This window comes from Celeribacter sp., from assembly GCF_048270365.1.
GTDB lineage: Bacteria > Pseudomonadota > Alphaproteobacteria > Rhodobacterales > Rhodobacteraceae > Celeribacter.
In genome coordinates, this window is record NZ_JBLWTA010000004.1 from 53,768 (window position 1) to 78,174 (window position 24,407).

Annotated in this window: 23 protein-coding genes; 9 read left to right on the top strand and 14 right to left on the bottom strand. The window is 56.2% G+C overall.

The genetic code is table 11. The features are described from left to right. Positions 1-9: 9 nt before the first annotated feature. The gene (locus ACN0X0_RS06785; protein WP_417278545.1) at positions 10-675 is read right to left on the bottom strand and encodes an ABC transporter ATP-binding protein; all 666 of its coding nucleotides are present in this window, start codon (positions 673-675) and stop codon (positions 10-12) included. Positions 676-678: 3 nt separating this feature from the next. Beyond that, positions 679-1,911 carry a hypothetical protein gene (locus ACN0X0_RS06790; protein ID WP_417278546.1) on the bottom strand — a complete coding sequence of 411 codons (1,233 nt, stop codon included), beginning with the start codon at positions 1,909-1,911 and terminating at the stop codon, positions 679-681. A 129-nt stretch (positions 1,912-2,040) separates the two neighbouring features. Here ACN0X0_RS06790 and ACN0X0_RS06795 point away from each other — a divergent pair, with 129 nt between their 5' ends. Beyond that, entirely contained in the window at positions 2,041-2,823 is a 783-nt protein-coding gene (locus tag ACN0X0_RS06795) for an ABC transporter permease (RefSeq protein WP_417278547.1), read from the top strand. A gap of 70 nt (positions 2,824-2,893) precedes the next feature. Here the strand turns inward: ACN0X0_RS06795 and gyrB are convergent, their stop codons facing one another. From gyrB to mutM, 8 genes are all read right to left on the bottom strand, one after another. Next, positions 2,894-5,329 carry a DNA topoisomerase (ATP-hydrolyzing) subunit B gene (gene gyrB, locus ACN0X0_RS06800; protein WP_417262497.1) on the bottom strand — a complete coding sequence of 812 codons (2,436 nt, stop codon included), beginning with the start codon at positions 5,327-5,329 and terminating at the stop codon, positions 2,894-2,896. Between the two features lie 113 nt (positions 5,330-5,442). Further along, complete coding sequence (locus ACN0X0_RS06805) at positions 5,443-6,063, bottom strand: LysE family translocator (RefSeq protein WP_417278548.1); 621 nt, start codon at positions 6,061-6,063, stop codon at positions 5,443-5,445. Next, positions 6,060-7,169 (bottom strand): DNA replication/repair protein RecF, encoded by a 1,110-nt coding sequence (gene recF / locus ACN0X0_RS06810; protein ID WP_417278549.1) that lies wholly within the window; start codon positions 7,167-7,169, stop codon positions 6,060-6,062. The genes ACN0X0_RS06805 and recF overlap by 4 nt, the downstream gene beginning before the upstream one ends. Before the next feature lie 34 nt (positions 7,170-7,203). Next, a complete protein-coding gene (gene dnaN, locus ACN0X0_RS06815) occupies positions 7,204-8,322 on the bottom strand; it encodes a DNA polymerase III subunit beta (protein ID WP_417278550.1) in 1,119 nt (372 codons plus the stop codon). Between the two features lie 177 nt (positions 8,323-8,499). Beyond that, the gene (gene dnaA, locus ACN0X0_RS06820) at positions 8,500-9,894 is read right to left on the bottom strand and encodes a chromosomal replication initiator protein DnaA (RefSeq protein ID WP_417278551.1); all 1,395 of its coding nucleotides are present in this window, start codon (positions 9,892-9,894) and stop codon (positions 8,500-8,502) included. Positions 9,895-10,691: 797 nt separating this feature from the next. Continuing rightward, a complete protein-coding gene (rpsT, locus tag ACN0X0_RS06825; protein ID WP_417262492.1) occupies positions 10,692-10,955 on the bottom strand; it encodes a 30S ribosomal protein S20 in 264 nt (87 codons plus the stop codon). A gap of 177 nt (positions 10,956-11,132) precedes the next feature. Then, entirely contained in the window at positions 11,133-11,909 is a 777-nt protein-coding gene (locus ACN0X0_RS06830; protein ID WP_417278552.1) for an enoyl-CoA hydratase, read from the bottom strand. Positions 11,910-11,968: 59 nt separating this feature from the next. Beyond that, on the bottom strand, positions 11,969-12,820 hold the full coding sequence (mutM, locus tag ACN0X0_RS06835) for a bifunctional DNA-formamidopyrimidine glycosylase/DNA-(apurinic or apyrimidinic site) lyase (RefSeq protein WP_417278553.1): 852 nt from the start codon (positions 12,818-12,820) through the stop codon (positions 11,969-11,971). Positions 12,821-12,907: 87 nt separating this feature from the next. Here mutM and ubiE point away from each other — a divergent pair, with 87 nt between their 5' ends. Together ubiE and ubiB are read left to right on the top strand one after the other, a co-directional pair. Then, positions 12,908-13,657 carry a bifunctional demethylmenaquinone methyltransferase/2-methoxy-6-polyprenyl-1,4-benzoquinol methylase UbiE gene (gene ubiE, locus ACN0X0_RS06840; protein ID WP_417278554.1) on the top strand — a complete coding sequence of 250 codons (750 nt, stop codon included), beginning with the start codon at positions 12,908-12,910 and terminating at the stop codon, positions 13,655-13,657. Further along, positions 13,657-15,192, top strand: a complete 1,536-nt coding sequence (ubiB, locus tag ACN0X0_RS06845; RefSeq protein WP_417278555.1) for a 2-polyprenylphenol 6-hydroxylase — start codon at positions 13,657-13,659, stop codon at positions 15,190-15,192. The genes ubiE and ubiB overlap by 1 nt, the downstream gene beginning before the upstream one ends. Here ubiB and ACN0X0_RS06850 read toward each other — a convergent pair. The 3 genes from ACN0X0_RS06850 to ACN0X0_RS06860 all read right to left on the bottom strand — a co-directional run bounded on the left by ACN0X0_RS06850 (position 15,179) and on the right by ACN0X0_RS06860 (position 18,913). Beyond that, positions 15,179-16,030: a phosphotransferase gene (locus ACN0X0_RS06850; RefSeq protein ID WP_417278556.1), complete on the bottom strand. Its 852-nt coding sequence runs from the start codon at positions 16,028-16,030 to the stop codon at positions 15,179-15,181. The genes ubiB and ACN0X0_RS06850 overlap by 14 nt on opposite strands. A gap of 69 nt (positions 16,031-16,099) precedes the next feature. Further along, positions 16,100-16,792, bottom strand: a complete 693-nt coding sequence (locus ACN0X0_RS06855) for a flagellar hook capping FlgD N-terminal domain-containing protein (protein ID WP_417262486.1) — start codon at positions 16,790-16,792, stop codon at positions 16,100-16,102. A 12-nt stretch (positions 16,793-16,804) separates the two neighbouring features. Continuing rightward, positions 16,805-18,913, bottom strand: coding sequence for a flagellar hook-length control protein FliK (locus tag ACN0X0_RS06860; protein ID WP_417278557.1), 2,109 nt, complete (start codon positions 18,911-18,913; stop codon positions 16,805-16,807). A gap of 152 nt (positions 18,914-19,065) precedes the next feature. On the opposite strand from ACN0X0_RS06860, the gene ACN0X0_RS06865 reads away from it, so the two are divergent. From ACN0X0_RS06865 to ACN0X0_RS06890, 6 genes are all read left to right on the top strand, one after another. Continuing rightward, positions 19,066-19,308, top strand: a complete 243-nt coding sequence (locus ACN0X0_RS06865) for a rod-binding protein (RefSeq protein ID WP_417278558.1) — start codon at positions 19,066-19,068, stop codon at positions 19,306-19,308. Beyond that, a complete protein-coding gene (locus ACN0X0_RS06870; protein WP_417278559.1) occupies positions 19,295-19,648 on the top strand; it encodes a hypothetical protein in 354 nt (117 codons plus the stop codon). The genes ACN0X0_RS06865 and ACN0X0_RS06870 overlap by 14 nt, the downstream gene beginning before the upstream one ends. Before the next feature lie 228 nt (positions 19,649-19,876). Next, positions 19,877-21,391 carry a flagellin gene (locus tag ACN0X0_RS06875; protein ID WP_417278560.1) on the top strand — a complete coding sequence of 505 codons (1,515 nt, stop codon included), beginning with the start codon at positions 19,877-19,879 and terminating at the stop codon, positions 21,389-21,391. A gap of 86 nt (positions 21,392-21,477) precedes the next feature. Further along, positions 21,478-21,849: a flagellar biosynthesis regulator FlaF gene (gene flaF, locus ACN0X0_RS06880; RefSeq protein WP_226551495.1), complete on the top strand. Its 372-nt coding sequence runs from the start codon at positions 21,478-21,480 to the stop codon at positions 21,847-21,849. Further along, positions 21,850-22,257 (top strand): flagellar biosynthesis repressor FlbT, encoded by a 408-nt coding sequence (gene flbT, locus ACN0X0_RS06885; protein WP_417278561.1) that lies wholly within the window; start codon positions 21,850-21,852, stop codon positions 22,255-22,257. Beyond that, on the top strand, positions 22,254-23,051 hold the full coding sequence (locus ACN0X0_RS06890; protein ID WP_226551498.1) for a DUF1217 domain-containing protein: 798 nt from the start codon (positions 22,254-22,256) through the stop codon (positions 23,049-23,051). The genes flbT and ACN0X0_RS06890 overlap by 4 nt, the downstream gene beginning before the upstream one ends. Before the next feature lie 7 nt (positions 23,052-23,058). Here ACN0X0_RS06890 and ACN0X0_RS06895 read toward each other — a convergent pair whose 3' ends face one another. Continuing rightward, the gene (locus ACN0X0_RS06895) at positions 23,059-24,381 is read right to left on the bottom strand and encodes a FliI/YscN family ATPase (protein ID WP_417278562.1); all 1,323 of its coding nucleotides are present in this window, start codon (positions 24,379-24,381) and stop codon (positions 23,059-23,061) included. Between the last annotated feature and the right edge of the window lie 26 nt (positions 24,382-24,407).

Below are 24,407 nucleotides of genomic sequence, written 5' to 3' on the forward strand. Positions count from 1 at the left end.
AGCGAACGGCTAATAGTCCGTCGCTTTCATATTTGTCTCGTGATGGGCGATGGCATCTCGAATTTCATCAAAAAAGAGCAGATTTCCGTTCTCTAAAACCGCGCCACAATCACATAATTCACGCACCATGCGCATATTGTGGCTAACAACGATAGCGCCGCTATCCTTGAGCCGTTCCCGGATCAAGGCGCTACTTTTTTGGCGAAAGGATGCGTCACCGACAGACGTCACTTCGTCAATTATATAAGTGTCAAAGGGGATCCCTACGGAAACCGCAAATGCGAGACGCGCTTTCATGCCAGAGGAATATGTCCGCACGGGCATATGGAAATGATCGCCTAACTCGCAAAAATCTTTGACAAATTCGAGCAGTTCATCGGTATCCACTCCGTAGACACGCGCCACAAAGCGCGTATTTTGCGCCCCGGTCATGGCCCCGTGAAACGACCCTGCATAACCAACAGGCCATGACACCGATCCTTCGACTACAGCCCGCCCCCAGTCAGGACGCAAGTTCCCGGAAATCATACGCAAAAGCGTGGATTTCCCCGTCCCGTTACGCCCGATGAGAGCCAAGCTTCTGTTGGACGGCAGATTTAGAGAAACATCGTTCACGATATACTTGGTATGGGTCTTTAACTTGTAAGCTTTCGTTAAATGCTCTAGGCGAACCATGCCCTAGACCCTTTCGCGCAGAGAATAGTATATCAATGCGCCCACCAGCCACATGAAAAAGGCAAAGAACAAGGTAAGCCCTGTGATCATCAGGCCCTTGGGTGCCCCGGCAGTTTGCGCCAAAGTCGGCCGGACATGCGCGGCCAGATATCGGCTTTGCTTTTGCGCCTCTGCCTGAGCCGCATCGAGATTGGCCAGAGACTGGATATAGGCTTGCTCTGCAAATTGCACTTCGACGTTCAATTCTTCGAACTGCCCCATCATCTCCGCGTAGGCTTCTGTTTGGCTGCCTTCAGAGTGACCGAACTTGCCGCGCTGCAATTCAACCTGCTCTTCAATGACCTGAATCATGCCATCAAGCCGATCCAGCCGAGGATCAGGACGCGACGTGGTCAACTCCAAAAGCCCCCGATCAATCAGTGAACTCGTGAGCTGTTCCTGTAGCGAAGTGATCACCCCCATCTGGCTTTGAAAATCCAGATCCGGGTCAATAATCTGTGTTTCATTCCTGAATTCCGCAAGCCGGCGACGGGCAAACTTCAGGCGATCGACGGATCGTTCGAGATCTATCTCAGCATATTTCGTCGCATCCGCCCGGGCAGCATTCGAGAGATCGTTGATCATTCGCCCACTGCTTTTAAAGGCCACCTCCGCGATTGTTTGCGCATCGCGTGGATTAAAGCTCTTGACCGATAATTCGATGATTCCGCCACTGCCATCGTAAGCGACTTCAGTCATGTTGTTCCAATACGTAACGAGTTCTTCCACAGAAGCTTCAGGTCGCAGACAATAGAGCGGATCAAAGACTTCATCCGGGCAAACGTAATATTGTCTGAGGCCGATTTCTTCGTCGATCTCTTCTACAAGTTGCTGACTTTTCAGAAAATCATAGAGTATATCACTGTCCAAAGTGTCCGCGCCGGTGAGATTGCTGATACCACCTAAAAACTCTATCGCAGGCGCGCTTTGCACACTTCGAACAGAAAAGGAGACGCGTGAAAAATACTGATCTCGTGCAATCAACCCCATATAGATACCAATCAGAAGAGTCGGCAGAAGTACGCAAATCACAAAGCTCAACGCGAGAAAGCGGTGTCTCTTTTGCACCTTCGCAGGACGCGCGAGGGGATGCACAACAATGGTCGGTGCGACAGCTTCATCTTCTGGTTTCCGCCCTTTGCCTTTCGGAGACATTGGTATTTTTTTTTCTTCTTCGCTTGCGGCCAAGACTTCCATGCTCCTCGGATGCTGTTCGTTGATCCGTTTATCGTCTTATCGTAGTAAATAAAATAATAAAGGGCGATGTATTTCCTACAAATACACGCTAAAGGCGAACGGCATTCCTCTCGAAAAGCAAGGAAAGATGTGGGCAAGGTGAAATCGCAGCACTCCATGTTACGGCGGTCCGGCTCCAGTATTGGCGCACTGATGGTCCGGGAAATGAGCTCGAATTATGGTAAGGCGCCCGGCGGCTACATTTGGGCGATCCTCGAACCCGTGGCCGGTATCGCGCTTATGACGATCCTGTTCTCATTCGTCTTTCGCAGCCCCCCCCTGGGCGCGCATTTTGCCTTGTTCTACGCTTCTGGCGTACTTCCGTTTTCATGTTATCGGGATATCTCTTCGAAAATCGGAAAGTCCATCTCCTTCAGCACAAAGCTGCTGTCCTATCCCGCTATCACATTGACCGACGCTATTTTAGCACGGCTCTTTCTCAATGTGCTAACACAATGCCTTGTCGCCATTTTGGTCCTGGGTGGCATATTTCTATTTTCTGACGTGCAGACCGTGGTGAATTTCCGTTGGATTTTCATGGCGTTTCTTTCGGTCTTTGTCATTTCTCTAGGGATCGGGGTAATGAACACATGGCTGTTCAACCGCTTTCCTGTGTGGGAGCAAATATGGAACATTTTTAACAGGCCAATGTTCCTCCTATCATCTGTCTTTTATTTGTTTGAAAGCACGCCAGAACCCTTTCGCAGTTTTCTTTGGTTCAATCCCCTTGTGCACTCTGTGGGCCTCATGCGACGCGGCCTTTACCCGACATATGAGGGAGATTTCGTCTCGCTCACCTATGTATTCGGAATTTCCCTTGTCTTAACGGCATTCGGACTTGCTATGCTTAAAGGGCATCAAATCGACACTTAAAACAAAAGCGCCCTTCCCTCAAAATAACAGGGAAAGGCGCATAAAGTCAGGTTTTTGAAACGCTTGAAGATTACGCGTCGAGGTTCTCCACATTCAGCGCGTTGTCCTGAATGAACTCGCGACGCGGTTCCACGACATCGCCCATCAGCTTGGTGAAAATGTCGTCGGCTTCCGCGAAGTCGTCGATTTTCACCTGCAACAACGTGCGGGCATCGGGGTCCAGCGTGGTTTCCCAAAGCTGATCCGGGTTCATCTCCCCCAGACCTTTATAGCGCTGAATCGAAAGGCCTTTTTCGCCCTCTTCCAGGATCGCATTCAACAGATCAATAGGCCCGTAAATCGCGGTCTCACGGTCTTTGCGGACCAATTTCGACGGGTCCGTGTAGCGCCCATCGGTCGCTTTGACTTCTTGGTTAATCCGCCGTGCTTCGCCGCCACGAAGGATCGCACCATCGAGGGTGCGGACCTCTTCAACGCCGCGCAGAACGCGGGTCAGGCGGATGCCGACATCCTGTGTCGGACGGCCAGACCAGCCGCGCTCATATTCCACCGCGATCATGTCCAGCCGTTGGGCGATCAGCTCCGCCGTGCCCGGCAGATCTGCATCCACGCGCCCCGGTTCGAACGCACCGGCAAGCGCCGCCTGTTCGAGAATGTGACGCGGGTAATGCGTCGGGAAGGCTTCGAGAATGCGTTTGAAACTCCGCGCACCTTCGACCACACGCGCCAGATCGGCGCCCGCAATCTCTTCGCCGGATTTCAGGCGCAGCACGGCGCCTTCGACGCCCTGTTGGATCAGATAATCCTCCATCGCGCCTTGGTCCTTGAGGTAGACCTCCGACTTGCCGCGCGCCACTTTGTAGAGCGGCGGCTGAGCAATAAACAGGTGCCCGGCCTCGATCAGGTCCGGCATTTGACGGAAGAAGAAGGTGAGCAAAAGCGTACGAATGTGCGCACCGTCGACGTCCGCATCGGTCATGATGACGATCTTGTGGTAACGCAGCTTTTCAAGCTTGAACTCATCGCGCCCGATGCCTGTGCCAAGCGCCATAACGAGGTTGCCGATCTCTTGCGAGGAGAGCATCCGGTCAAACCGCGCCCGCTCGACGTTCAGGATTTTACCTTTGAGCGGCAGGATCGCCTGTGTCTGACGATCACGTCCGGTCTGCGCCGAGCCACCAGCAGAGTCACCCTCCACGAGGAAGACTTCGGTCTTGGACGGATCTTTTTCGGAGCAATCCTTGAGTTTTGCGGCGTTGAAATCCATGTCGAGCGCGGATTTACGGCGCGTGAGTTCGCGGGCTTTGCGCGCCGCTTCACGGGCCAGAGCCGCTTCGACAATCTTAGAGACGATCATCTTCGCCTCAGCCGGGTTTTCGTCCATCCATTCGGTAAGCTTTTCGCTCACAAGGTTCTCGACCGCAGGCCGCACCTCGGAGGACACCAGTTTGTCCTTGGTCTGGGACGAGAATTTCGGGTCCGGCACTTTGACGGACAGCACACAGGTCAGACCCTCACGCGCGTCATCGCCCGTAAAACTCACCTTTTCCTTTTTGCCGATCCCATGCTCTTGCGCATATTTCGTGAGCGTCCGGGTCAGCGCCCCACGGAAGCCCGCCAAGTGCGTGCCGCCATCGCGCTGCGGAATGTTATTGGTGAACGGCAGGACGTTTTCGTGGTAGCTGTCGTTCCACCACATCGCGACCTCGACCCCGATGTCGTCGCGTTCGCCGGTCACGAAGATCGGGTCCGACATCATCCCCGTTTTGTGACGGTCGAGATATTTGACGAATTCCTTCACGCCACCGTCGTAATGCAGCTCGGTCTTGAGCGGCTCTGCCGGGCGGTGGTCCTCGAGAATGATGCGCACACCGGAGTTCAGGAAAGCCAGTTCGCGCAGGCGTTTTTCCAGCGTCTCGAACGAGTATTCGAGGTTGGAGAACGTCCCCTCCGGGTCAGAGGTTTTGGCCGACGCCAGAAACCGCACCTCGGTCCCGGTCTCATCGCCCGCGTCCCCGATCACTTCGAGATGCTCGGAGGTTTCGCCTTTGACAAACTTGGCCTTATGCACCTTGCCATTGCGCCAAACCTTAAGCTCGAGCCACTCAGACAGCGCGTTCACAACCGACACACCCACACCGTGTAGACCGCCGGACACCTTATAGGAGTTGCTGTCGAATTTGCCGCCCGCGTGCAGCTGGGTCATGATGACCTCGGCGGCGGACACACCCTCTTCCTGGTGCATATCGGTCGGAATGCCGCGCCCGTTGTCGCGCACGGAAACAGAGCTGTCCTTGTGAATGATCACGGTCACATAATCGGCATGACCGGCCAAAGCCTCGTCAATGCCGTTGTCCACAACCTCGTAGACCATGTGATGCAGGCCAGAGCCATCATCCGTATCCCCGATATACATCCCGGGGCGTTTGCGAACGGCCTCCAAGCCTTTGAGAACCTTGATGGAATCTGCACCATATTCGGAGGGCTGCTGTGGCGTTTCGGACATGCGGTTTTCCCTATTCTTGCTTGCCTATTTTATACGCGAGCGCGCCGGGGATGTCACGCGAATGACACGGAAAAAGAGCGGGAAAACGCCGGACCATGCCGCCCGGATTCGGATCACACGAAGGGCAGGATCAGAGCGACGAAAATCAGCAGAGATCCTGCGGAGATATTCATCCGGCGCAGGGCCTTTGGCGAGGTCATGATTTTGCGCACCGCACCGACGGAAGCCCCCAAAATGAGGTTGCCGACCAGAGGGATCACAGCGGAAATCGCACAGATCGCGACGATGTCAGAGACGGTCAGGCTGGAGAGATCAAAGAAGCCGGGCAGAAAGCCCATGTAGAACAGGATCGCTTTCGGATTACCCAAAATCACCACCAGCCCCGCGACAAATCCGGCCCACATGCCGGGACGTGTCAGGCGGCTGTCGGCGGCGATTTGTTTGTCGGCATTGCGGATCAACAAGGCGCCCATGAGCAAGAACATCCCCACCGCAACCCAACGCAGGACGGTCAGAAACCCGTCGAATTCCGAGACGATCCAGGACACCCCCAAAATCGCCAAAAGCGACCAGAGCACATCCCCGATCACCACCCCCAACGCCAACGGCCAAGCCGCATTGAACCCGCCCGAAAGCGCACGCGCCAGCATCGCCAGCCACACCGGGCCGGGTGTCAAAAACAGGATCAAAAGCGCAAAGGCATAAAGCCCGAGATCGCCGGGAGTGATGGTCATATCCGTTCTTTCACACTGGAGCTTCCGCCCTCGTCCAACACCTCATAGGCGGCGGCGCGGGGACCGAGTTCCGCAAATAATTCCGGCCCCGTGCCGGTCATAAAAGCCTGCGCGCCCAAGGCGCAAATCTCATCGTAAAGCGCCGCGCGACGAGCCGCGTCAAGGTGCGCGGCCACCTCATCGAGCAAAAAGATCGGCGCAGCCCCGAAATCTTCGGCCAGCGCACGCCCATTGGCGAGAATAAGCGAGATCAAAAGCGCCTTTTGCTCCCCCGTAGAACATTGATCCGCAGGCACGCCTTTGGCGGCGTAGACGCCCTCAAGGTCGGCACGATGCGGTCCAATCAGCGTTCGCCCCGCCGCAAGATCGCGGGGACGCCCCTCTTGAAACGCCGCCAAAAGATCGCTCTGAGTTTCTGGCAAATCCATCCCGTCAGACGATTTCAACGTGAGCGCCGCCGAGGGAAAAGCGGTCTCCGCCCCCTCCTGCGCCTGCGCGATGCGCTCAAGCGTCGTAAGACGATACTTCATGATTGCCGCACCATGTTCGGCCATTTGAGCCTCAAGTGCTGCGTACCAATGCGCATCCCGCACCATGTCTTTGAGCAGCCGATTGCGCTCTCGCATCGCCTTTTCATAGGCCACAACGACCTCGGCATGACGCGGCTCGAAACTCATCACCATCCGGTCCAGAAACCGCCGCCGCCCTTCTGGCGCTTCGATCCAAAGCCTGTCCATCGCGGGTATCAGCCAAACCACGCGCGCGACACGGCCCAAGGCCACCTGCGCCGCCGCCTTGCCGTCGATCTTCACGGACCGAGACGTGCCACTTTCCGCCCAGGTTTCCAGCTCATGAAATTGATGCAACGAATGCAAATCCGCACGGACTTTCCAACCCAAAGCCTCAGGCTTGCGCGCAATCTCGTCGGGACTGGCGCGCCGTAGCCCGCGCCCCGGCGACAAAAGCGACACCGCTTCGAGAATATTGGTTTTCCCCGCGCCATTCGGCCCCCAAATGGCGACAGGCCGCCCGTCCAACTCGAGACGCGCGGCCCTGTGGGAGCGGAAATGCGACAGGCTCAGCTCTTCTATGAACAGGCCGCCCATCGCACTTCTCTGTCTTCATTGCAGCAAAAAATACTCAAACCCGCATCGGCATGACGACGTAGACGGCGGAGGTGTCATTGCCTTCGCGCATCAGGGTCGGATCACCCGAGGAGTTGAACAGGAACACCGCATTCTCGCGATCGACCTGCGAGGCAATCTCAAGCAAGTATTTGGCGTTAAAACCAATTTCCAGACGCTCGTCGTTATAGGCGACGGCCAATTCTTCTTCCGCCGCGCCGCTATCGGGGGCGTTCACAGAAAGCGTCAGCTTGTCTTCGTCCAGTGTCAGTTTGACGGCACGGGAGCGTTCGGAGGACACGGTGGCCACACGGTCCACGGCCTTGGCGAACTCGGCAGCATCGACTTCGAGCTTGCGGGTATTTCCGACCGGGATCACACGAGTGTAATCGGGGAAGGTGCCGTCGATGACTTTGGAAGTCAGGGTGATCTCCGGCGTCGCAAAGCGAATTTTCGCCTCGGACACGGAGACCGCGATCATCATGTCATCATCGTCGAGCAGTTTGCGCAATTCGCCCACGGTTTTGCGCGGCACGATCACGCCCGGCATCTCGGAGGCCTCAGGCGGCAGATCGGCGTCGATGCGTGCAAGACGGTGACCGTCGGTCGCCACACAGCGCAGCGCACGACCGTTTTCGCTGTCGGCGATATGCATGTAAACGCCGTTCAAATAGTAGCGGGTTTCCTCGGTCGAGATCGCGAATTTCGATTTGTCGAACAGGCGACGCAGGACCGGGGCGGCGATGGCGAAATTGCTGTCGTATTCGGCGGAGGCCATGACCGGGAAATCTTCTTTCGGCAAAGTTGCCAGCGAGAAGTTCGACCGGCCCGCTTCGACGGTCAGACGGCCATTTGCGCCATCGTCAGTCAGCTGAACCATCGCGCCGTCCGGAAGTTTGCGGACAATCTCGTGGAGCGTCACGGCGGACACGGTCGTCGCCCCCGCGCGTTCGACCATGGCGGCACATTTGTCCACCACCTCGATGTCCAGATCGGTCGCGCGGAAGGAAACGGTGTCGCCCTCGGCCTCGATCAGAACGTTGGCGAGGATCGGAATGGTGTTCCGGCGCTCGACAACAGATTGCGCCTGACCGACGGCTTTCAATAGCGTGCCGCGTTCGATGCTGATTTTCATACCACCCTCGTATGTCTCATGAGCCGGGGCGTTGAAGGTAAACGATCCATCGCCGGGCGCAATAGTTTGTTTGGTTGTGACTGTGTGGTGAACGAACCGGATCGTCAAGAGACGCAGACACCGCCGAGGACGATTGTCGCGGCGGTGCAGCGTTTTAGACTCAGGCTTCGGCCCAGATCAGGCCTCAAGCGTGCGGCGCAGCATTTCCAGATCGTCGGCGATCTGGCTGTCGGTGCCTTTGAGCTCTTCGATCCGCTTCACGCCATGCATGACCGTGGTGTGATCGCGGCCCCCAAAACGGCGACCGATTTCCGGCAAGGAGCGCGTGGTCATGTGTTTCGCGAGATACATCGCCACCTGACGCGGACGGGCAATCGAACGCACCCGCTTCGGGCCGATCATGTCAGAGAGACGAATGGCGTAATGTTCGGAGACTTTGCGCTGGATCTCTTCGACGGTCACCTTGCGCTCGGAGGCTTTCAGGATGTCGGCGAGACATTCTTGCGTCAGGTCGAGATCGATCTCACGACCGACGAGCGAAGCAAAGGCAAAGAGCCGCATCAGCGCGCCTTCGAGCACACGGACGTTGGTCGAAATGCGGTGCGCGAGGAATTCCAACACGCCGTCTGCGAATTTCAACTCCGGGTATTGCGCGCGGTAGCTTTCCGCCTTGGTTTGCAACACGCCGAGACGCAATTCGTAGTCGGTTGGGTGCAGATCGACGACAAGACCGCATTGCAGACGGGATTTGATCCGGTCCTCAAGGCCCTGGATTTCCCCCGGCGCGCGGTCGGCGGAGATGATGATCTGTTTGTTCTGATCGACGAGGGCGTTGAAGGTGTGGAAGAACTCTTCCTGCGTCGAATCCTTGCCCGCAATGAATTGCACGTCATCGACCATAAGCACATCGACAGAGCGGAAAATCTGTTTGAAGTCAATCATCTGACGATCCCGCAGCGCCTGGACGAAGCGGTACATGAATTGTTCGGCAGAGAGATAAAGCACGCGCAGGGACGGGTCGCGGTCGCGGATTTCATGGGCGATGGCGTGCATCAGGTGGGTCTTACCGAGGCCAACACCGCCGTAGAGGAACAGGGGATTAAAGGTCACCGGGCCACCTTCGGCGACACGGCGCGCGGCGGCATGGGCCAGTTCGTTCGGCTTGCCGACAACGAAATTGTCAAAGGTGAACCGCGAGTCGAGCGGCGCACCGGGCAAATCATCTGCGGGCGCGTCCTGAACCTGTGGCTCCGCAGGTTTTTGCGACGCCGGAGCGGCGGCTTTGGACAGAGGCTTAGACTCAGGCGCCTCGGCGGCAGACGCGGTCTGGTGCGGTTCGACGCGGAACTCCACTCGGGACGCGGGCGCATTCGCGGCCTTGAGGTGAATCAGAATGGTTTCCGAAAAATTGCGCGACACCCAGTTCGCCATAAAGCTCGTCGGGACGGAAAACACCGCAACCCCGTTATCCACTTTTTTCAGTTCGAGCGGCTCGATCCAGTTTGCGTAGTTGTTGCGGCCCACGCTTTCGAGAAGTTGCTGCTTAACACGTCCCCACGTATCGTTTTTCATTTTCTATTTTCGACCCATTATCGATATTCGTTATCGTTTTTATTCACGCCAACATATCGCTGACGACGGACCTTTGCGGTGTCCCGCATAGATCACGGCTCGTGCTTTTCGAGTCATCCTGGGCAGAAGGGACGGATAAAGCCATCGGCCACGCGGCTCCCTCACAAGTCGCATGATTGCCGATGCCGGCCCTAAATAGATCGCACCACGCCCGATGCCGGTCACTCATCAAAGACCTCACTCTTCGATGTCACGGCATTCCAGACGACGGCACGGGTGTTTTGGACAGACCAGACCTTTCCCTCGCATAAATCGGCGAGATCAGGACCGGACAGCTTTCCCCCGGATACCCCTATCCGAGAAACAGCCTCAGGATCGCGCAGCAAAAACATACCCAGGGGAGCGGCAGAGCTTCCCTGTAAGTCTGTATGTCTCAGCGACACGATTCCTGAATGTCCCCCCAAGACGACGTGAATCGCATGGGCAAGCTAGCAACCCCGCTGGGAGAGTCGCAATCGATCTTCTCGCTTGACTCTGTCTTTACGAAAACCGAATCCAAATTCTTCAATAACCACCCCTGTTAGCGTGGCGAATTTGCCTCATATACCTCGGCTCGGCGTCCCGGTTTGATTTGGGGAATTGCCCTGACAGGCGGGGATTTGCTAGCCGCGATTCCCCACAAGATTCGTTTGTGCAAGCTGCATAAATTTGCCGCACATCGCTCTGATTTTGACATGAAAAAACGCGCTCTGAGGCGCGTTTTCCTATTCTTATCAAGTCTCTGGACTGATCCGGACTTAGCCGATGGCTTTGACGCGAGCGGCCAGACGGGAGATTTTGCGCGAGGCGGTGTTCTTGTGAACGACGCCTTTGGTCACGCCGCGCATCAGCTCGGGCTGAGCGGCTTGCAGAGCGGCTTTCGCTGCGGCCTGATCGCCGGAGGCGATGGCTTCTTCGACTTTGCGCAGGAAGGTGCGGATGCGGGACCGACGGGCTTTGTTGACGTCGTTGCGACGGTCGGCCTGACGGGCGCGTTTTTTGGACTGGGGCGTATTTGCCATGGGATATTCCTCTTCGAGGTCGTGTTACAATTTCGATTGCGCGAACGGCCTCGCCACCCTTTCGGGGAGGATCATCATAGCCTAAGCGGGCTCCACACGCATGTAAGGCGTCCCTTTAGGCGAGAATCGCGCAAAAGGAAAGCCTGTTTTTCACTTCTGGCCCGATCAGAGCCCAGATCACTTGTCCCGGAACTGCGGCGCGCGTTTTTCGGCGAAAGCGGCCATGCCCTCTTTCTGGTCTTCGGTCGCAAAGAGGCCCTGAAAACTCGTGCGCTCGAACCGGATGCCTTCGGCCAGCGTCAGCTCATAAGAGCGTTTCACCGCCTCTTTCGCGGCCGCCACGGAAATCGCGCTCTTCTCAGCGATCTTGTCGGCAACGGCGAGCGCCTCCTCAACCAGTTTCTTGGCGGGCACGACACGGGAGACAAGGCCCGCGCGCTCGGCCTCTTCGGCCTCCATGAACCGCCCGGTCAGGATCATCTCCATGGCTTTCGATTTGCCGACAAACCGCGTCAGACGCTGTGTGCCACCGATGCCCGGAATGATGCCAAGGTTGATCTCCGGCTGGCCGAATTTGGCATTGTCAGCGGCAATGATGAAATCGCACATCATCGCCAATTCGCATCCCCCGCCCAGCGCATAGCCCGCCACCGCCGCGATCACCGGCTTGCGCGTCGCGTTGATGCGGTCGGCGTCATCGGCAAAGAGCCGTTCGTTGGCCATATCGGCGTAGCCTTTCTCCGACATCTCTTTGATGTCGGCGCCGGCGGCAAAGGCCTTTTCCGATCCGGTGATGACGATGGCGCGCACCTTCGGGTCGAGATCGGCCTTGCCCAAAGCATCGGCCAATTCCGACAGCAATTCGGAATTGAGCGCATTGAGCGCCTCCGGTCGGTTCAGCCGGATCAGTTCGACACTGTCCTTGATCTCGATAAGAAGCGTTTTATAGGCCATTGCGCCCTCCGGTTCTGGTCGTGTCTGGAAGTCCTAACAGCTACGCCCCCCGGATCAAGTCATCTTTGACAGCTTGGGCAAAAGAAGCTGGATCGCCCGGATTGGGTGATCCTTTTGACAACAGATGCACAATCCGGCGTCACACAGGGGTGGCCTTCGCGTCCGTAGACCCGGAAATTATGTTGGAAATAGCCAAGTTCGCCGTCGGCCTGACGAAAATCTTTGAGCGACGATCCTCCAGCCTCAATGGCCTCCAGAAGAACCTCCCGGATGATCGGAACGAGTGCGGCAATCCGCGCGTCAGAAATCCGCGACACTTTGCGCGCCGGATGGATGCCCGCGCGGAACAGCACTTCGCAGACATAGATATTGCCCAGCCCCGCGACGACATGTTGATCCAGAAGCGCCGATTTGATCGGGGTGTTTTTGCCATTCAGCTTGGCGACCAAGTGATCCTCGCTGAAGGCATTGCCCAGAGGTTCCGGCCCGAGTTTGGCCAGCAGAGGATGCGTCTCTTCCTCCCCGGTCGCCATCATATCCATCGCCCCGAAGCGCCGCGGATCGTTGAAGGTGACGCGCGCGCCGTTTTCCATGTGAAACACCACATGGTCATGCTTTTCCTGTGCTGGGTGATCATGCACGAACTGCCCCAAGGGATCGCCAGACACCGTCATCCGCCCCGACATGCCGAGGTGAATGAGCAAGGTTTCCTCTGTGTCCAAATCGGCAAGTATATATTTCGACCGCCTGCGCAGCCGCTCAACCCGCGCACCCGTAAGCCGTTCGGCCATCCGCTCCGGGAAAGGCCAGCGCAGATCGGGCCTATTCACGTCCGCCTGCGTGATCCGCACCCCCGCCATCGAGGGCTCCAACCCGCGACGAACCGTCTCGACCTCTGGCAATTCCGGCATTTTGCCCCCTTCGCTTTGCGACATCCGATTGTCACGCCCGATGTGAGCCCTATAAGAAGGGTAAGTTTCGAGAAAGGTTCAAGAGCGATGAGCGAGAACGGCAAAACCACCCATTTCGGTTTCAAAGATGTGGCCGAGGATCAGAAAGCCGGGATGGTGCATGGGGTGTTCACCTCCGTCGCCTCGAAATACGACATCATGAACGATGTGATGTCGATGGGCATTCACCGGGTCTGGAAGGACGCGATGATGGATTGGCTGGCGCCGCGCCCCGATCAGCACTTGCTCGATGTGGCCGGCGGCACGGGCGACATTTCATTCCGCTTCCTGAAACGCGCGCCGGGGGCGACCTCCGTCGTTTTGGACATGACCGAGTCGATGCTGGTCGAGGGCCGCAAACGCGCCGAGGCCGAACAGATGGCCGAGAGCCTGCAATGGGTCACCGGCGATGCGATGAAGCTGCCGTTCGAGGACAATCAGTTCGACGTTTACACGATCTCCTTTGGCATTCGGAACGTGACCCGCATCCCTGATGCGCTCTCCGAGGCCTACCGGGTCTTGAAGCCGGGTGGCCGGTTGATGGTGCTGGAATTCTCCCAGCTCCCGAACCCGATGATGCAGAAGGCCTACGACCTCTATTCCTTCAACGTCATCCCGCGCATGGGTCAGGCGATTGCGGGCGATTATGACAGCTATCAGTATCTGGTGGAGAGCATTCGCAAGTTCCCGGATCAGGATACATTTGCGCAGATGATCAAAACTGCCGGATTTTCCAACGTTAAGTATCGTAATTTGACGATGGGCATCGCAGCCCTGCATTCCGGGTGGAAACTCTGATGCGCGGTCCTCACAACATTTGGCGGCTCATCCGCACCGGCGCGACCATGGAGCGCACAGGCGCCATGACGCAGGCAATGGATGCGCTCGATGCGCCCAAAGCCTTTCGCGTTTTGGCGCGCACCGTGGTCTGGCCGTTTCAATGGTTGGGCTATAAGGGCGACCCCGAACAACCGCCTTTAACACGTGCTTTGACCGCTTTGGGGCCCGCTTATATCAAATTTGGACAGATTTTGTCGACGCGTCCCGATGTCGTCGGCGCCGATCTTGCCAAGCAGTTGCAGGTGCTGCAAGACCGGATGCCCGCCTTCCCTCGGGACGCCGCAATCAAGACCGTTGAGGCCGAGCTTGAAGCCCCTATTTCCGAGCTGTTCTCCGAGTTTTCCGAACCCGTCGCCGCCGCCTCCATTGCGCAGGTCCACAAAGCCGTGCGCGCCGACACGGGTCAGGCCGTGGCTGTCAAAGTGCTCCGCCCCGGGATCGAGCGCGCCTTTCGCACCGATGTGGACGCTTTCTATCTGATCGCCTCGCTGATCGAGAAACTCTCCCCCGCTTCGCGACGGCTGCGCCCGACCGAAGTCATCGCGCATTTCGAAGGCGTAGTGCATGGCGAGTTGGACCTGCGCCTGGAGAGCGCCTCCGCCTCGCAATATGCCGCCAATACGGTGGGTGACGAAGGTTTCTCGGTGCCTGCCGTCGACTGGGGCCTGTCGTCCAAACGCGTGATGACGCTCGAATGGGTCGACGGCATCACCGCCTCTAATGTCGATGAGATCACCGCCGCCGGACATGACCTGTCGGTCCTCGGGCCCCGCGTCTTGCAGATGTTCCTGACCCACGCGCTACGCGATGGTTTTTTCCACGCAGACATGCATCAAGGCAACCTCAAGATCGCGCCCAATGGCGACATCATCGCGCTGGATTTCGGCATCATGGGCATGCTCGATGAGTATACACGACGTGTTTATGCCGAGATTTTGTACGGTTTCATCAAAAAAGACTACAAACGCGTGGCCGAGGTTCATTTCGAAGCCGGCTATGTTCCCGCCGACCAGGACGTGGATGAATTTGCCCGTGCGCTCCGTGCTGTCGGTGACCCGATCTTTGGGATGGACGCCACGCGCATCTCTATGGCGCGGCTTTTGTCCTACCTGTTCGAGGTGACTGAGCGCTTCGGGATGCAAACCCGTACCGAGCTGATCCTCTTGCAGCGCACGATGGTGGTGGTCGAAGGCGTGTCGCGCTCGCTCGATCCGCATATCAATATTTGGGAAGTTTCCAAGCCGGTGGTCGAGGAATACATCAAGGCGAACATAGGCCCGCGCGCCCTGACCCGCGATTTGTGGAACACCGCACGGGTTCTGTCGCGGTTTGGACCGCGCCTGCCGCAATTGGCAGAGGCGCTTTTGATTGCTCAGAGCAAAGAGCCGGAAAAACCTACCAAACAACACAATCGCTGGCAGGTGCTCTGGCTCCTTTTTGGGGGGGCTGTCTCCGCAGGCCTCGGCGCCGCAGCCATTCTTATATTCGGCTAAGCTCAGCCTCAAAGGCGCGGGCATAGACGGCCTCGCCTTGCTCCACTTTCCACGCGCAATAGGCTGCCATGCGCCAATGGTAAAAAGGCTTGAGCGACAGATAGCGTTCGATAGTGGATGCGTCCGGATAGGCCTGAAGAGCCGTTAATTCGTCCGCTGGCGTAAGAGCGCCTGCTCCGTAGACGACATGCATGGCCGGGGAGAGCGCAATTGCGAGATCCGCAGTGGCGTCCCCGATCGCCGGGCATTGCCAATCGATCAGCATCCGCTTTTCTCCATAAGCCAGGACATTGGCCGGGACCGGGTCGCCGTGGAGAAAAACACTCGGCCCGGCCGGAATGTCTCGCGGCTCTGGCGCACATCGGTCCAACTCTTTGACGCCTTCGCCCCTAAGGCCCGCCAAAATCTTTCGGCCTTGCTGCAAAAGAGCCTTCGGCGTGCTCGCAAGGCGCCTCAGTTTCGGTGCCCGGACCTGATGAAGCCTTGCAAGCGTTCGAATTGTCTCCGCATCCGTGCAGCGCAAAGGCGCACCCACAACATATCGATAGACAATGCATATGCCGGCGCCTGTCGTAAAAGAGGTCTGAAAGTCGGGCGCAAGACCGGTGCCGACCAAAGCCTGAAGCGCCGCACTTTCTGCGGTTGGATCATTGGGAAAGAGGCGATTTGATCGGCCAGAATCAAACAACTTGAAAACCCAGGAGCCCTCTTCCGTCTTCAGACACCAAGACCGATTGCTGCGCCCTCCGGACAAGATGATCCATGTTTGATCCGCCCCGAAACTTTGCCGCGCGAACGCCCGCAGCTCATCTGGCGGACCGTCTGGATGTATAGTCAAAGTTGGCGCCCCCGGAAACAGATCGCCAAACTTAACGTCACCCTAAGAGGATCATCAAGAGGCTCTCAGCTAGTCTGAGTCTCGCAATGCGGTCACATCCGAAGACCCGATCTCATTGCCGCCTTCGAGCACAAGGACGATATCTCCATTATCGGCGCGGGCCTCGATGATTTTGGAATAGCTTTCAACCGATGTCGTCGAAAGATAATCATCGTTGAAATAATTCTCGATCTCAAAGCTGTAGAGCCCCGCACCTACCGGTGTGCCGCCATTCGCGGAGCCTGACCACTCGAATGTCTTTTGCTTCGGGTCGATTGGAACTTCTTGCACCACGTTGCCGCTCGCATCACGAACGATCAAAACGGCCGAGTTAGCCGCCGTCGCGAAGTCTCCCGACAAGGTGACCGGCGAGCTGCCATCAAAATACGCCGCCGCTTCACTGCGCGCTTCCTGGCCGACCCAACCGGACAATTGCGAAAAGCCCATCAAGCTAAGCTGAGAAGACAATTGTTCCAAAAGATCATTGGTCAAAACCGCCTGTTCAACCTCGGAGAAGGTCGCGAGCTGTACGGCATAGTCCGTCGATTCGATCGGATTGAGAGGATCCTGGTTTTGCATTTGCACCGTCAGCATCTTCAAAAACGTTTCGAAATCCGAGCTCATCATAGAGCTGGCGCTCGAACTTTCTGTGGCGGACGCGCTTGATGTGCTCGTCGATGCAGTGGTCGTAGCAGCGCTTGCTGCGGCAATCGTGTTGGTCATCAAAGCCTCCTGTTAAAGCCTAATATCCATTCCGGACGTCCCGCCCAAAGTCAGGCGAACCGGGTCAGGTCGTGTGTCGATGTCACCGCCAGAGCTCTCTGCCGCCCCCAGATCACCGAAGCCAGTGAACCGGGAAGAATCGCCCTGCTGCGTGCCCTGATCAAAGCTTTCAAAACTGAACCCGCTGTTGGCATATCCAAGGTCTTTGAATTCCGCAGCGAGGCTATCGATGTTGCGACGCAAAAGATCGAGTGTTTCAGGGCGCTCTGTCGCGATCACCACTTGCATCGCACCGTTTTCAGAGACGTGGAACGACAGGCGCACTTTGCCCAGTTCTTCCGGCGTCAGCGTGATTTCTACCGGCTTATCAGGCAATTGCCTTGCCGCATCCGCGAGTTGCATCGCGACCCGATTGGGGAGTTCAATGCGATTGGCGGCACTGGTCGGTGACGCCAGATCGCGCGCAATCTGATGGTCTCGGGATGTACCAGACAGACTGGTAAGCTCGTCCAACCCCTCCGAAATTTCCGGCTTTTCTTCACTGACCGAAAGTGACTCGTTTGCCGCGACTGCAACTCCCGCGATCGCAGGGGCCCCAGAGGTCTGCATCACAGCTTGGGCACGTGTGTCACGCACAGCCGTCGTGTCAGCATCCTCGCCAGCTGTGGTTTCTTCCGCCGAATTCGGCTGTGCATCGCTGAACTCTACAGGCTGGTCGCTAGACGTTTCGGTTTTGGTTTCCGCTTTGGCATCCAAAGGTTTGGCGGCTGTTTCAAGTCTCTGCTCCCGCAGCTCTTGCTTGGTGTCGCGCGGTTCGGAATCAGGCTGCTTCGCCCCCTCATTCATGCCCTGTGTGTTCAAGTCATCCGTCATCTCATTAGACATTGCGCTTTCAGGGAATGCATTCAATGTCGCTTGAGACACGACAGTGCTCGCCGTCTCCTTGGACGGTGTTTGAGAGACGCCTGACGCATTGGCGTTATGCTCCTGTTCAGGCTTCGCAATCAGATTGTCAGATTTTTTTCCCAACGATTCATTTGCCGGCCCCGTCCCCGTCGTTTCTACGGCTGAGGTCTGGTTCCCGACCTCAATTTTATCGACCGGTATCTCAGTTGCCTTTGATGCAGCTGTGGGCGAACTATCTTTCACAAAGGCCGCAGAAGCATAGGCCACCCGTCCCTTATTCTCTTTACGTTCTGTGTCTGAGGGCTGGCCAAAAGTCGTCCCCTTTTCACCCTCTGGCAAAGTGGAAGGTGGGGCAGAATCAGACGCGATCGCGTTTGTTTCAGGCTCGACTGTATCAACGCGCGCACTCTCTTTGCCCACCGTTTCACTTACAGCATCAGTCTCAGCACGTGCGTCTACAGGCATTCTCCCGGGCCCAGAGATCAAATCGACTGCCGTGCTATCCTGACGCCTAAAGGAGGGCTCATTTTTGGTGGCGATCATCGTGACAGAATCGCCCTCGGGGACCATTTTCTCTTCGTTGGTCATCGCGGGCGCTGCAGATGACACGTAGATCGATAGGACGCCCGGCGTCACTTCCTCGCCGCTGTCGCTCAGATTTTTGGGCGCAGCAGACGGGACGATAAGATCAGTCCCTGTCAGCGCCATGTCGGAAAGATGATCGTCAAAATCGAGAGTCTCACCTTCCTGTTTTACATCACTGTCGGCATCATCAGGCGCGTTAGCATCTGTGTCCGATACGACCTCAACGTTCAAAGTCGGCGCAATATCTGCCTCTTGTTCGGTCAGATTTTGCACGCCAAATACGTTTTGAAGCGTAGATTGTCCCTGCTGATCAAATAGGATTCTGGTTTGCGGAACAGGTGTCAGCGGAATGGCAGTCGCTGTTTTGGCATCTGCCGATGAAGGCACCACAGGACCTGTCTTAGACGAATTTTTACTGGTGGAATTTCCACGTACAAACACGTCTTCAAAAGACGTCTTGCTATCTTTTGCCACCGAGTTCTTCCCCGCGGCATCGGGCAAGGCCATCTGTGCAGAGGCCTGCTCTCTTTTCGCATCGACACGATCAACAGCCCCCGCAACAGAACGAAGCTGTGAACCGGCAACATCCGTCACCTGAAAGTCAGAGTTTAAAAATTGCATTTCTTGCATCCGGGATTTCTTTCGCCGTGATGCCAATATCCATGCAGAGGGTTACCGGTTCTTTACCGAATTGCGGTTAGGAGTCGAAAAATACTTCGAATTGGAGCGACCCCATGTCTTTGACATCCATAAATCCAGTCACGACACCTCAGACTCCGCAGATGAAACATGAGGAGAAGATGCAAGAGGCGGCCGACAAACTTGAGGCGGCCTTTCTTGCAGAGATGTTGAAGAGCGCAGGATTCGGCCAAACGCCGGAGACCTTTGGCGGCGGCTCCGGTGAGGATCAATTTTCATCTTTCCTCGTCCAGGCGCAGGCCGAAAAAATGGTCGAAGCCGGGGGAATCGGTCTTTCGGAACAGATTTTCAACGCTCTAAAGGAGAAATCACATGGCTCTTCTTGATGCTTTTCGCCCGGTTTCGGCCCTTACAGATTTGCTCGATAAGGAAAAAGAAGCGCTCCTTAAAAGCGATTTCTCTACTCTTCGGGCACTGGCCAAACCTAAAGAGAATCTGATGGCAATGATTGCCAAATCTCAGGTTCCCGCAGAGTCACTCAACGCATTGCAAAAGCACATTGAAGGCAACCAGCGCCTTCTAATGGCCTCCGCCAAGGGGCTTCGGATGGCGCGTGAACGGCTCAGCTCATTGAAATCGCCCTCGTCCGATTTCAACACCTATGGACCGGCGGGCACCACCACCTCAATGGTTCGTAAGTCATTAACCATGAAGAGAAAAGCCTGAGCAGATGCCCCATTTTTGCCTCAAATTGAAAGCATCTATCCTAGGCAGCTTAGGAAACTTTTAGCCTTTAAGCTTCAATGATCAGAGTGCATCCCGAGGGGGTGGCACGGTCGACCGGAAAAGGTCATCCGTAATCAGTCAGAATGACGATCCTGAAACCGCCCGTGGGGGCGGATCTCGAAACTCATGCGGCGCAAAATGCGTCCCTAGATCAAAGGAAATTATGCTATGTCCAGCATTCTGACCAACAACGGCGCAATGGTTGCGCTGCAGACCCTGAATTCCATCAACTCCGATCTCTCCAAAACCCAAAGCATGATCTCCACGGGTAAAGATGTTGCTTCTGCGAAAGACAACTCTTCCGTATGGGCCATCTCCAAAGTGATGGAATCGGATGTTGCTGGTTTCAAAGCCATTTCTGACAGCCTTGCACTTGGCGAATCGACCCTCGCCGTCGCATCCCAAGCTGCTGAAACCGTGACGGACCTGCTCACCGACATCAAAGAAAAAGTCGTCGCTGCGCAGGAAGAAAACGTTGACCGCGACAAGATTCAAACGGACATCGACGCCTTGATCGGCCAGGTGAAATCCGTTGTCGGCGCGGCTCAATTTAACGGCCTCAGCCTTGTGGAAGGCACCGACGACGTAAATGTGCTTTCTTCGCTCGACCGCGCCTCCGATGGCACGGTGACGGCGTCGGATATCACAGTGTCGCGCCAGGATTTGTCCACGAGCGCCGGTACATATGGTAGCGGAACTTCGCTGGCCTCCAATGCCACGGCCTCGGATACCGCAGTTTCCAATACGGCCAACACTGCCGTTGTCACTGTGGGCAACACATGGGCGGCTGACGACGTTGCAACCCTGAGTGTCGCAGGTGTCGAGGTGAGCTTTACAGCCACCGGCACCGCTGTAGCAGACGTCGCTGACGGACTTGCAGGGATGATCAACGGCCTTGGCCTTGAGGGCATTACCGCAACCGGCAACGGGGACGGCACCCTGACGATCAGCTCGACCAACGCCTTCGAAGATGTGGCCGTAACATCCGGTGAAACCACGGCTGGGGATGGTGATGTCCTGATCACCGCGCTCAACGGCACAACAGGTCTGAGCGACACCTCTGGCTCCATCGACGAACGCGCTGAAAGCGTTGCTTTCTCGACGTCCGCCGCCGTGAAGGAGGGTGACGGCTACAAAGTGACCGTCGGCGGCAGCTCCTACAACTACGTGGCGGGCAAAGGCGAGAGCATGGAAGACGTCGCCCGCGGTCTGAAAACTGCGATCGACTCTGCTGGCCTTGAGGATATTTCGACCACTGTGAGCAAAGACGCCGACACCGGACAATGGTCTCTGAAAGTTGACAACGACGGATCTTCTCTGGCGTTCTCCGTGACCGGCAACGAAGGCGGTGAAGCCTCCGGTGGTCTGTTCGGCCTCGACAGCATCGATGTCACCACGAATGCAGGGGCCGACGCTGCCCTCGGCAACATCGAAACCTTGATCAACAACTCGATTGATGCTGCCGCATCCTTTGGTTCTGCCCAAGGTCGGATTGAAACTCAGTCCAGCTTTATTTCCAATCTCACCGACGCTCTGACCTCCGGGATCGGGTCCATGGTGGATGCGGATATGGAAGAAGCTTCGGCCAAACTTCAGGCCCTTCAGGTTCAGCAGCAGCTGGGTGTGCAATCGCTCTCGATCGCCAACCAAGCTCCGCAAACCATCCTGTCGCTCTTCGGCTAAGAGCATTTTCCGGGCGCCTAAGCGGCGCCCGGATTCCTCGCGGAAAAACCGCGCGTTGAAATTCATTGTCACCGGAAGGATACGACGTGAACGCTCTTCAAATGGCCCGAACGGCCTACTCGAATACCGCCGCCCCTATCAGGACGCCACGCGGCACAGAATACGAGGCAATTGCCAGAATTACGCATCGCCTTCGTGAAGCCGCCAAAGACAAGAAACTGTCCTACTCCGCCTATGTTAAGGCGCTTTATGACAATCGTCGCCTTTGGACCCTTCTTGCGACAAATGTTGCTGAGAAGGACAACCAGCTCCCCAAAGAACTCCGTGCCCAGATATTCTACCTGGCACAGTTCACCGCAAAACACACATCAGACATTCTTTCCAAGAGAGCCGACGAGACGGCCCTGATCGACATCAACACCGCCATCATGCGTGGCCTGCAACGTGAGGGCCAATAAATGAGCGGTCTTGTCTTAAAACTTGGTCCCAAAGAGCGTGTTCTGATCAACGGGGCTGTCATTGAAAACGGCGACCGTCGCTCCCGCCTCTCAATTGTCACTCCGAACGCGAATATCTTGCGTCTGAGGGATGCAATCCATCCTGAAGAGGTCAATACACCCGTGAGACGCGTGTGCTATATCGCTCAGTTGGTTCTGTCAGGAGATGCTGATCCCAAGGATGCCAAAATTCAACTGATGCGTGGCGTCGAGCAACTCAGCCAAGTTCTGACGGATGCGGATAGCCGGAAAATTCTCAATACGGCCACATCAGACATCCAAAATGAGCAGTACTACCAAGCGCTCAAAACGCTTCGCAGCCTTCTCCCGAGAGAAGAGCGGCTCCTATCTGCGGCCCAATACCAATGAGTTATCAACCCATTGTCCCATTCAGCGGCTACGCTGGATGGGTTGTCCTCCAAAGAACCAAAGACACGCAGCAAGCTGCCTTCAACAACTCCGCTGAGATTCAACGCGAAGCAGATTATTTTCGGGAAAACATCTCGAAAATCAATTCTGCTGAGGAGCTCGTATCCGATTACAAGCTCCTCAAGGTGGCGCTTGGTGCATTCGGCTTGGATGACGATATCAACAATAAATTCTTTATTGAAAAAGTGTTGGACGAAGGCACTCTCGATAAAAAATCCTTGTCCAACAAGCTCTCTGACAAACGGTATTTTGAGTTCTCAAAGGCGTTTGGCTTCGGAGATTTTGACATACCGAATACTGTCATGAGCACGTTTCCGGATGAAATTCTCTCTGCGTATCAGGAAAAACAATTTCAGATTGCTGTCGGCAACCAAGATCAGAATATGCGCCTTGCCCTAAATCTCGATGATGATTTGGCCGCATTGGTTGAAAAAGACACGACTGACAATGGGCGCTGGTATTCGATCATGGGCAACGAAGCCCTGAGAACTGTTTTTGAAACCGCACTCGGGTTGCCAAATTCGATCAGCGGTCTGGATCTCGATCAGCAGCTTACGAGCTTTCGTGACAAAGCAAAACAATACCTCGGAAATTCTGAAGTGTCGCAATTCGCGGATCCGGAAAAGAAAGACGAGCTCGTTAAACTCTTCCTCATTCGTTCGGAAATCAATGCCGGTTCAACCGGAACATCAGCAGCCTCCAATGCTCTCGCACTTTTGACAGGCTCCTTTTAAAGGGGCGTCACGTTGTCTGTGCTGTAAAACAGGCCGCCAACCTTTGAAAACTTTGCTGCGTTCCGTCAGGTTCGGATTGAGCAAGAAACTGATCCAGTCGCGGCCATGTTTCGATGGCTTCATCAATTGCCGGATCTGTGCCGGCCGAATAAAGCCCCGCCTGAATCATCATTTCAGATCTGTCAAAAACACCAAGCAAACGTCGCGCTCTGGAAATTAGTTCGTTTTCTTGTTCGCTTGCTGCGTGCGGCAAAGCGCGCGACACGGAGCGGAGCAAATCAATCGCCGGGAAGCGTCCCCGCTCGGCGATTTGGCGATCAAGGACGATGTGACCATCGAGAACACCTCGCAGGATATCCGCAATAGGCTCTTCCATGTCCGAGCCTGCAACCAGCACGGAAAACACCGCCGTGATATCCCCCATATCACCAACACCAGGGCCAGCTCGTTCGCACAGCGTTGTGATCAGGTGGGATGTTGAGGGGGGGAAGCCGCGCAGGGAGCTCGACTCGCCTGTTGCCAGCGCAACCTCGCGGTGCGCTTCGGCGAAACGCGTGACAGAATCGGCGAGAAAGAGGACCTGTTTTCCTCGATCGCGAAAATGCTCTGCCACAGACATGGCTGTCCAAGCGCAACGACGACGAACCATCGGAGATTGATCTGACGTCGCAGCCACAATGACAGATCGCTTCAAGCCAGTTGGCCCCAAAACTCTGTCGAGAAACTCACGCACTTCACGACCACGTTCCCCGATCATCGCAATCACGACCACATCTGCCTGCAAGCCAGTGGCGAGCTTTGCCAGAAGTGTCGATTTGCCAACCCCGGAGCCCGCAAAAAGACCAACACGTTGTCCGCGGACGATGGGCAAAAGCGTGTTGAACACGGCCAGACCACTTTCCAAACGCCCACCGAGTTGTCTCCGCTCCGTGGGGTTCAACGGCTGCCCCCGTAAGGCGCGCGGTTTATTTCCTTGGAGAATTGGTTTTCCATCAAGAGCTTGACCAAAAGGATCAATCACCCGACCGATCCAGCTGTCATCTGGCGCGACGTGGTTTTTACCCACGTGCGAGACAGCATCCCCAATGGACAACCCATCCGGGCCGCCGTCCGGTAAAACAGTGACGGTTTGTTTGTCGAGCTGAAGCACTTCGCCGCGGCGGATGTCTTTACCATGCCCGATCTCCACGAGATCGCCCAGCGCCGCGATGTCACTCAGCCCCGACACGGTTAACACACCGCGCGACACTTCGATGACTCGGCCCACGGAATGCACCGGTTTGACCGCTGCAACCTCGGACAAAAGCAATTCGAATCCAACTCCGCTCATGAAGACCTCCAGTTTCGACAACTCTT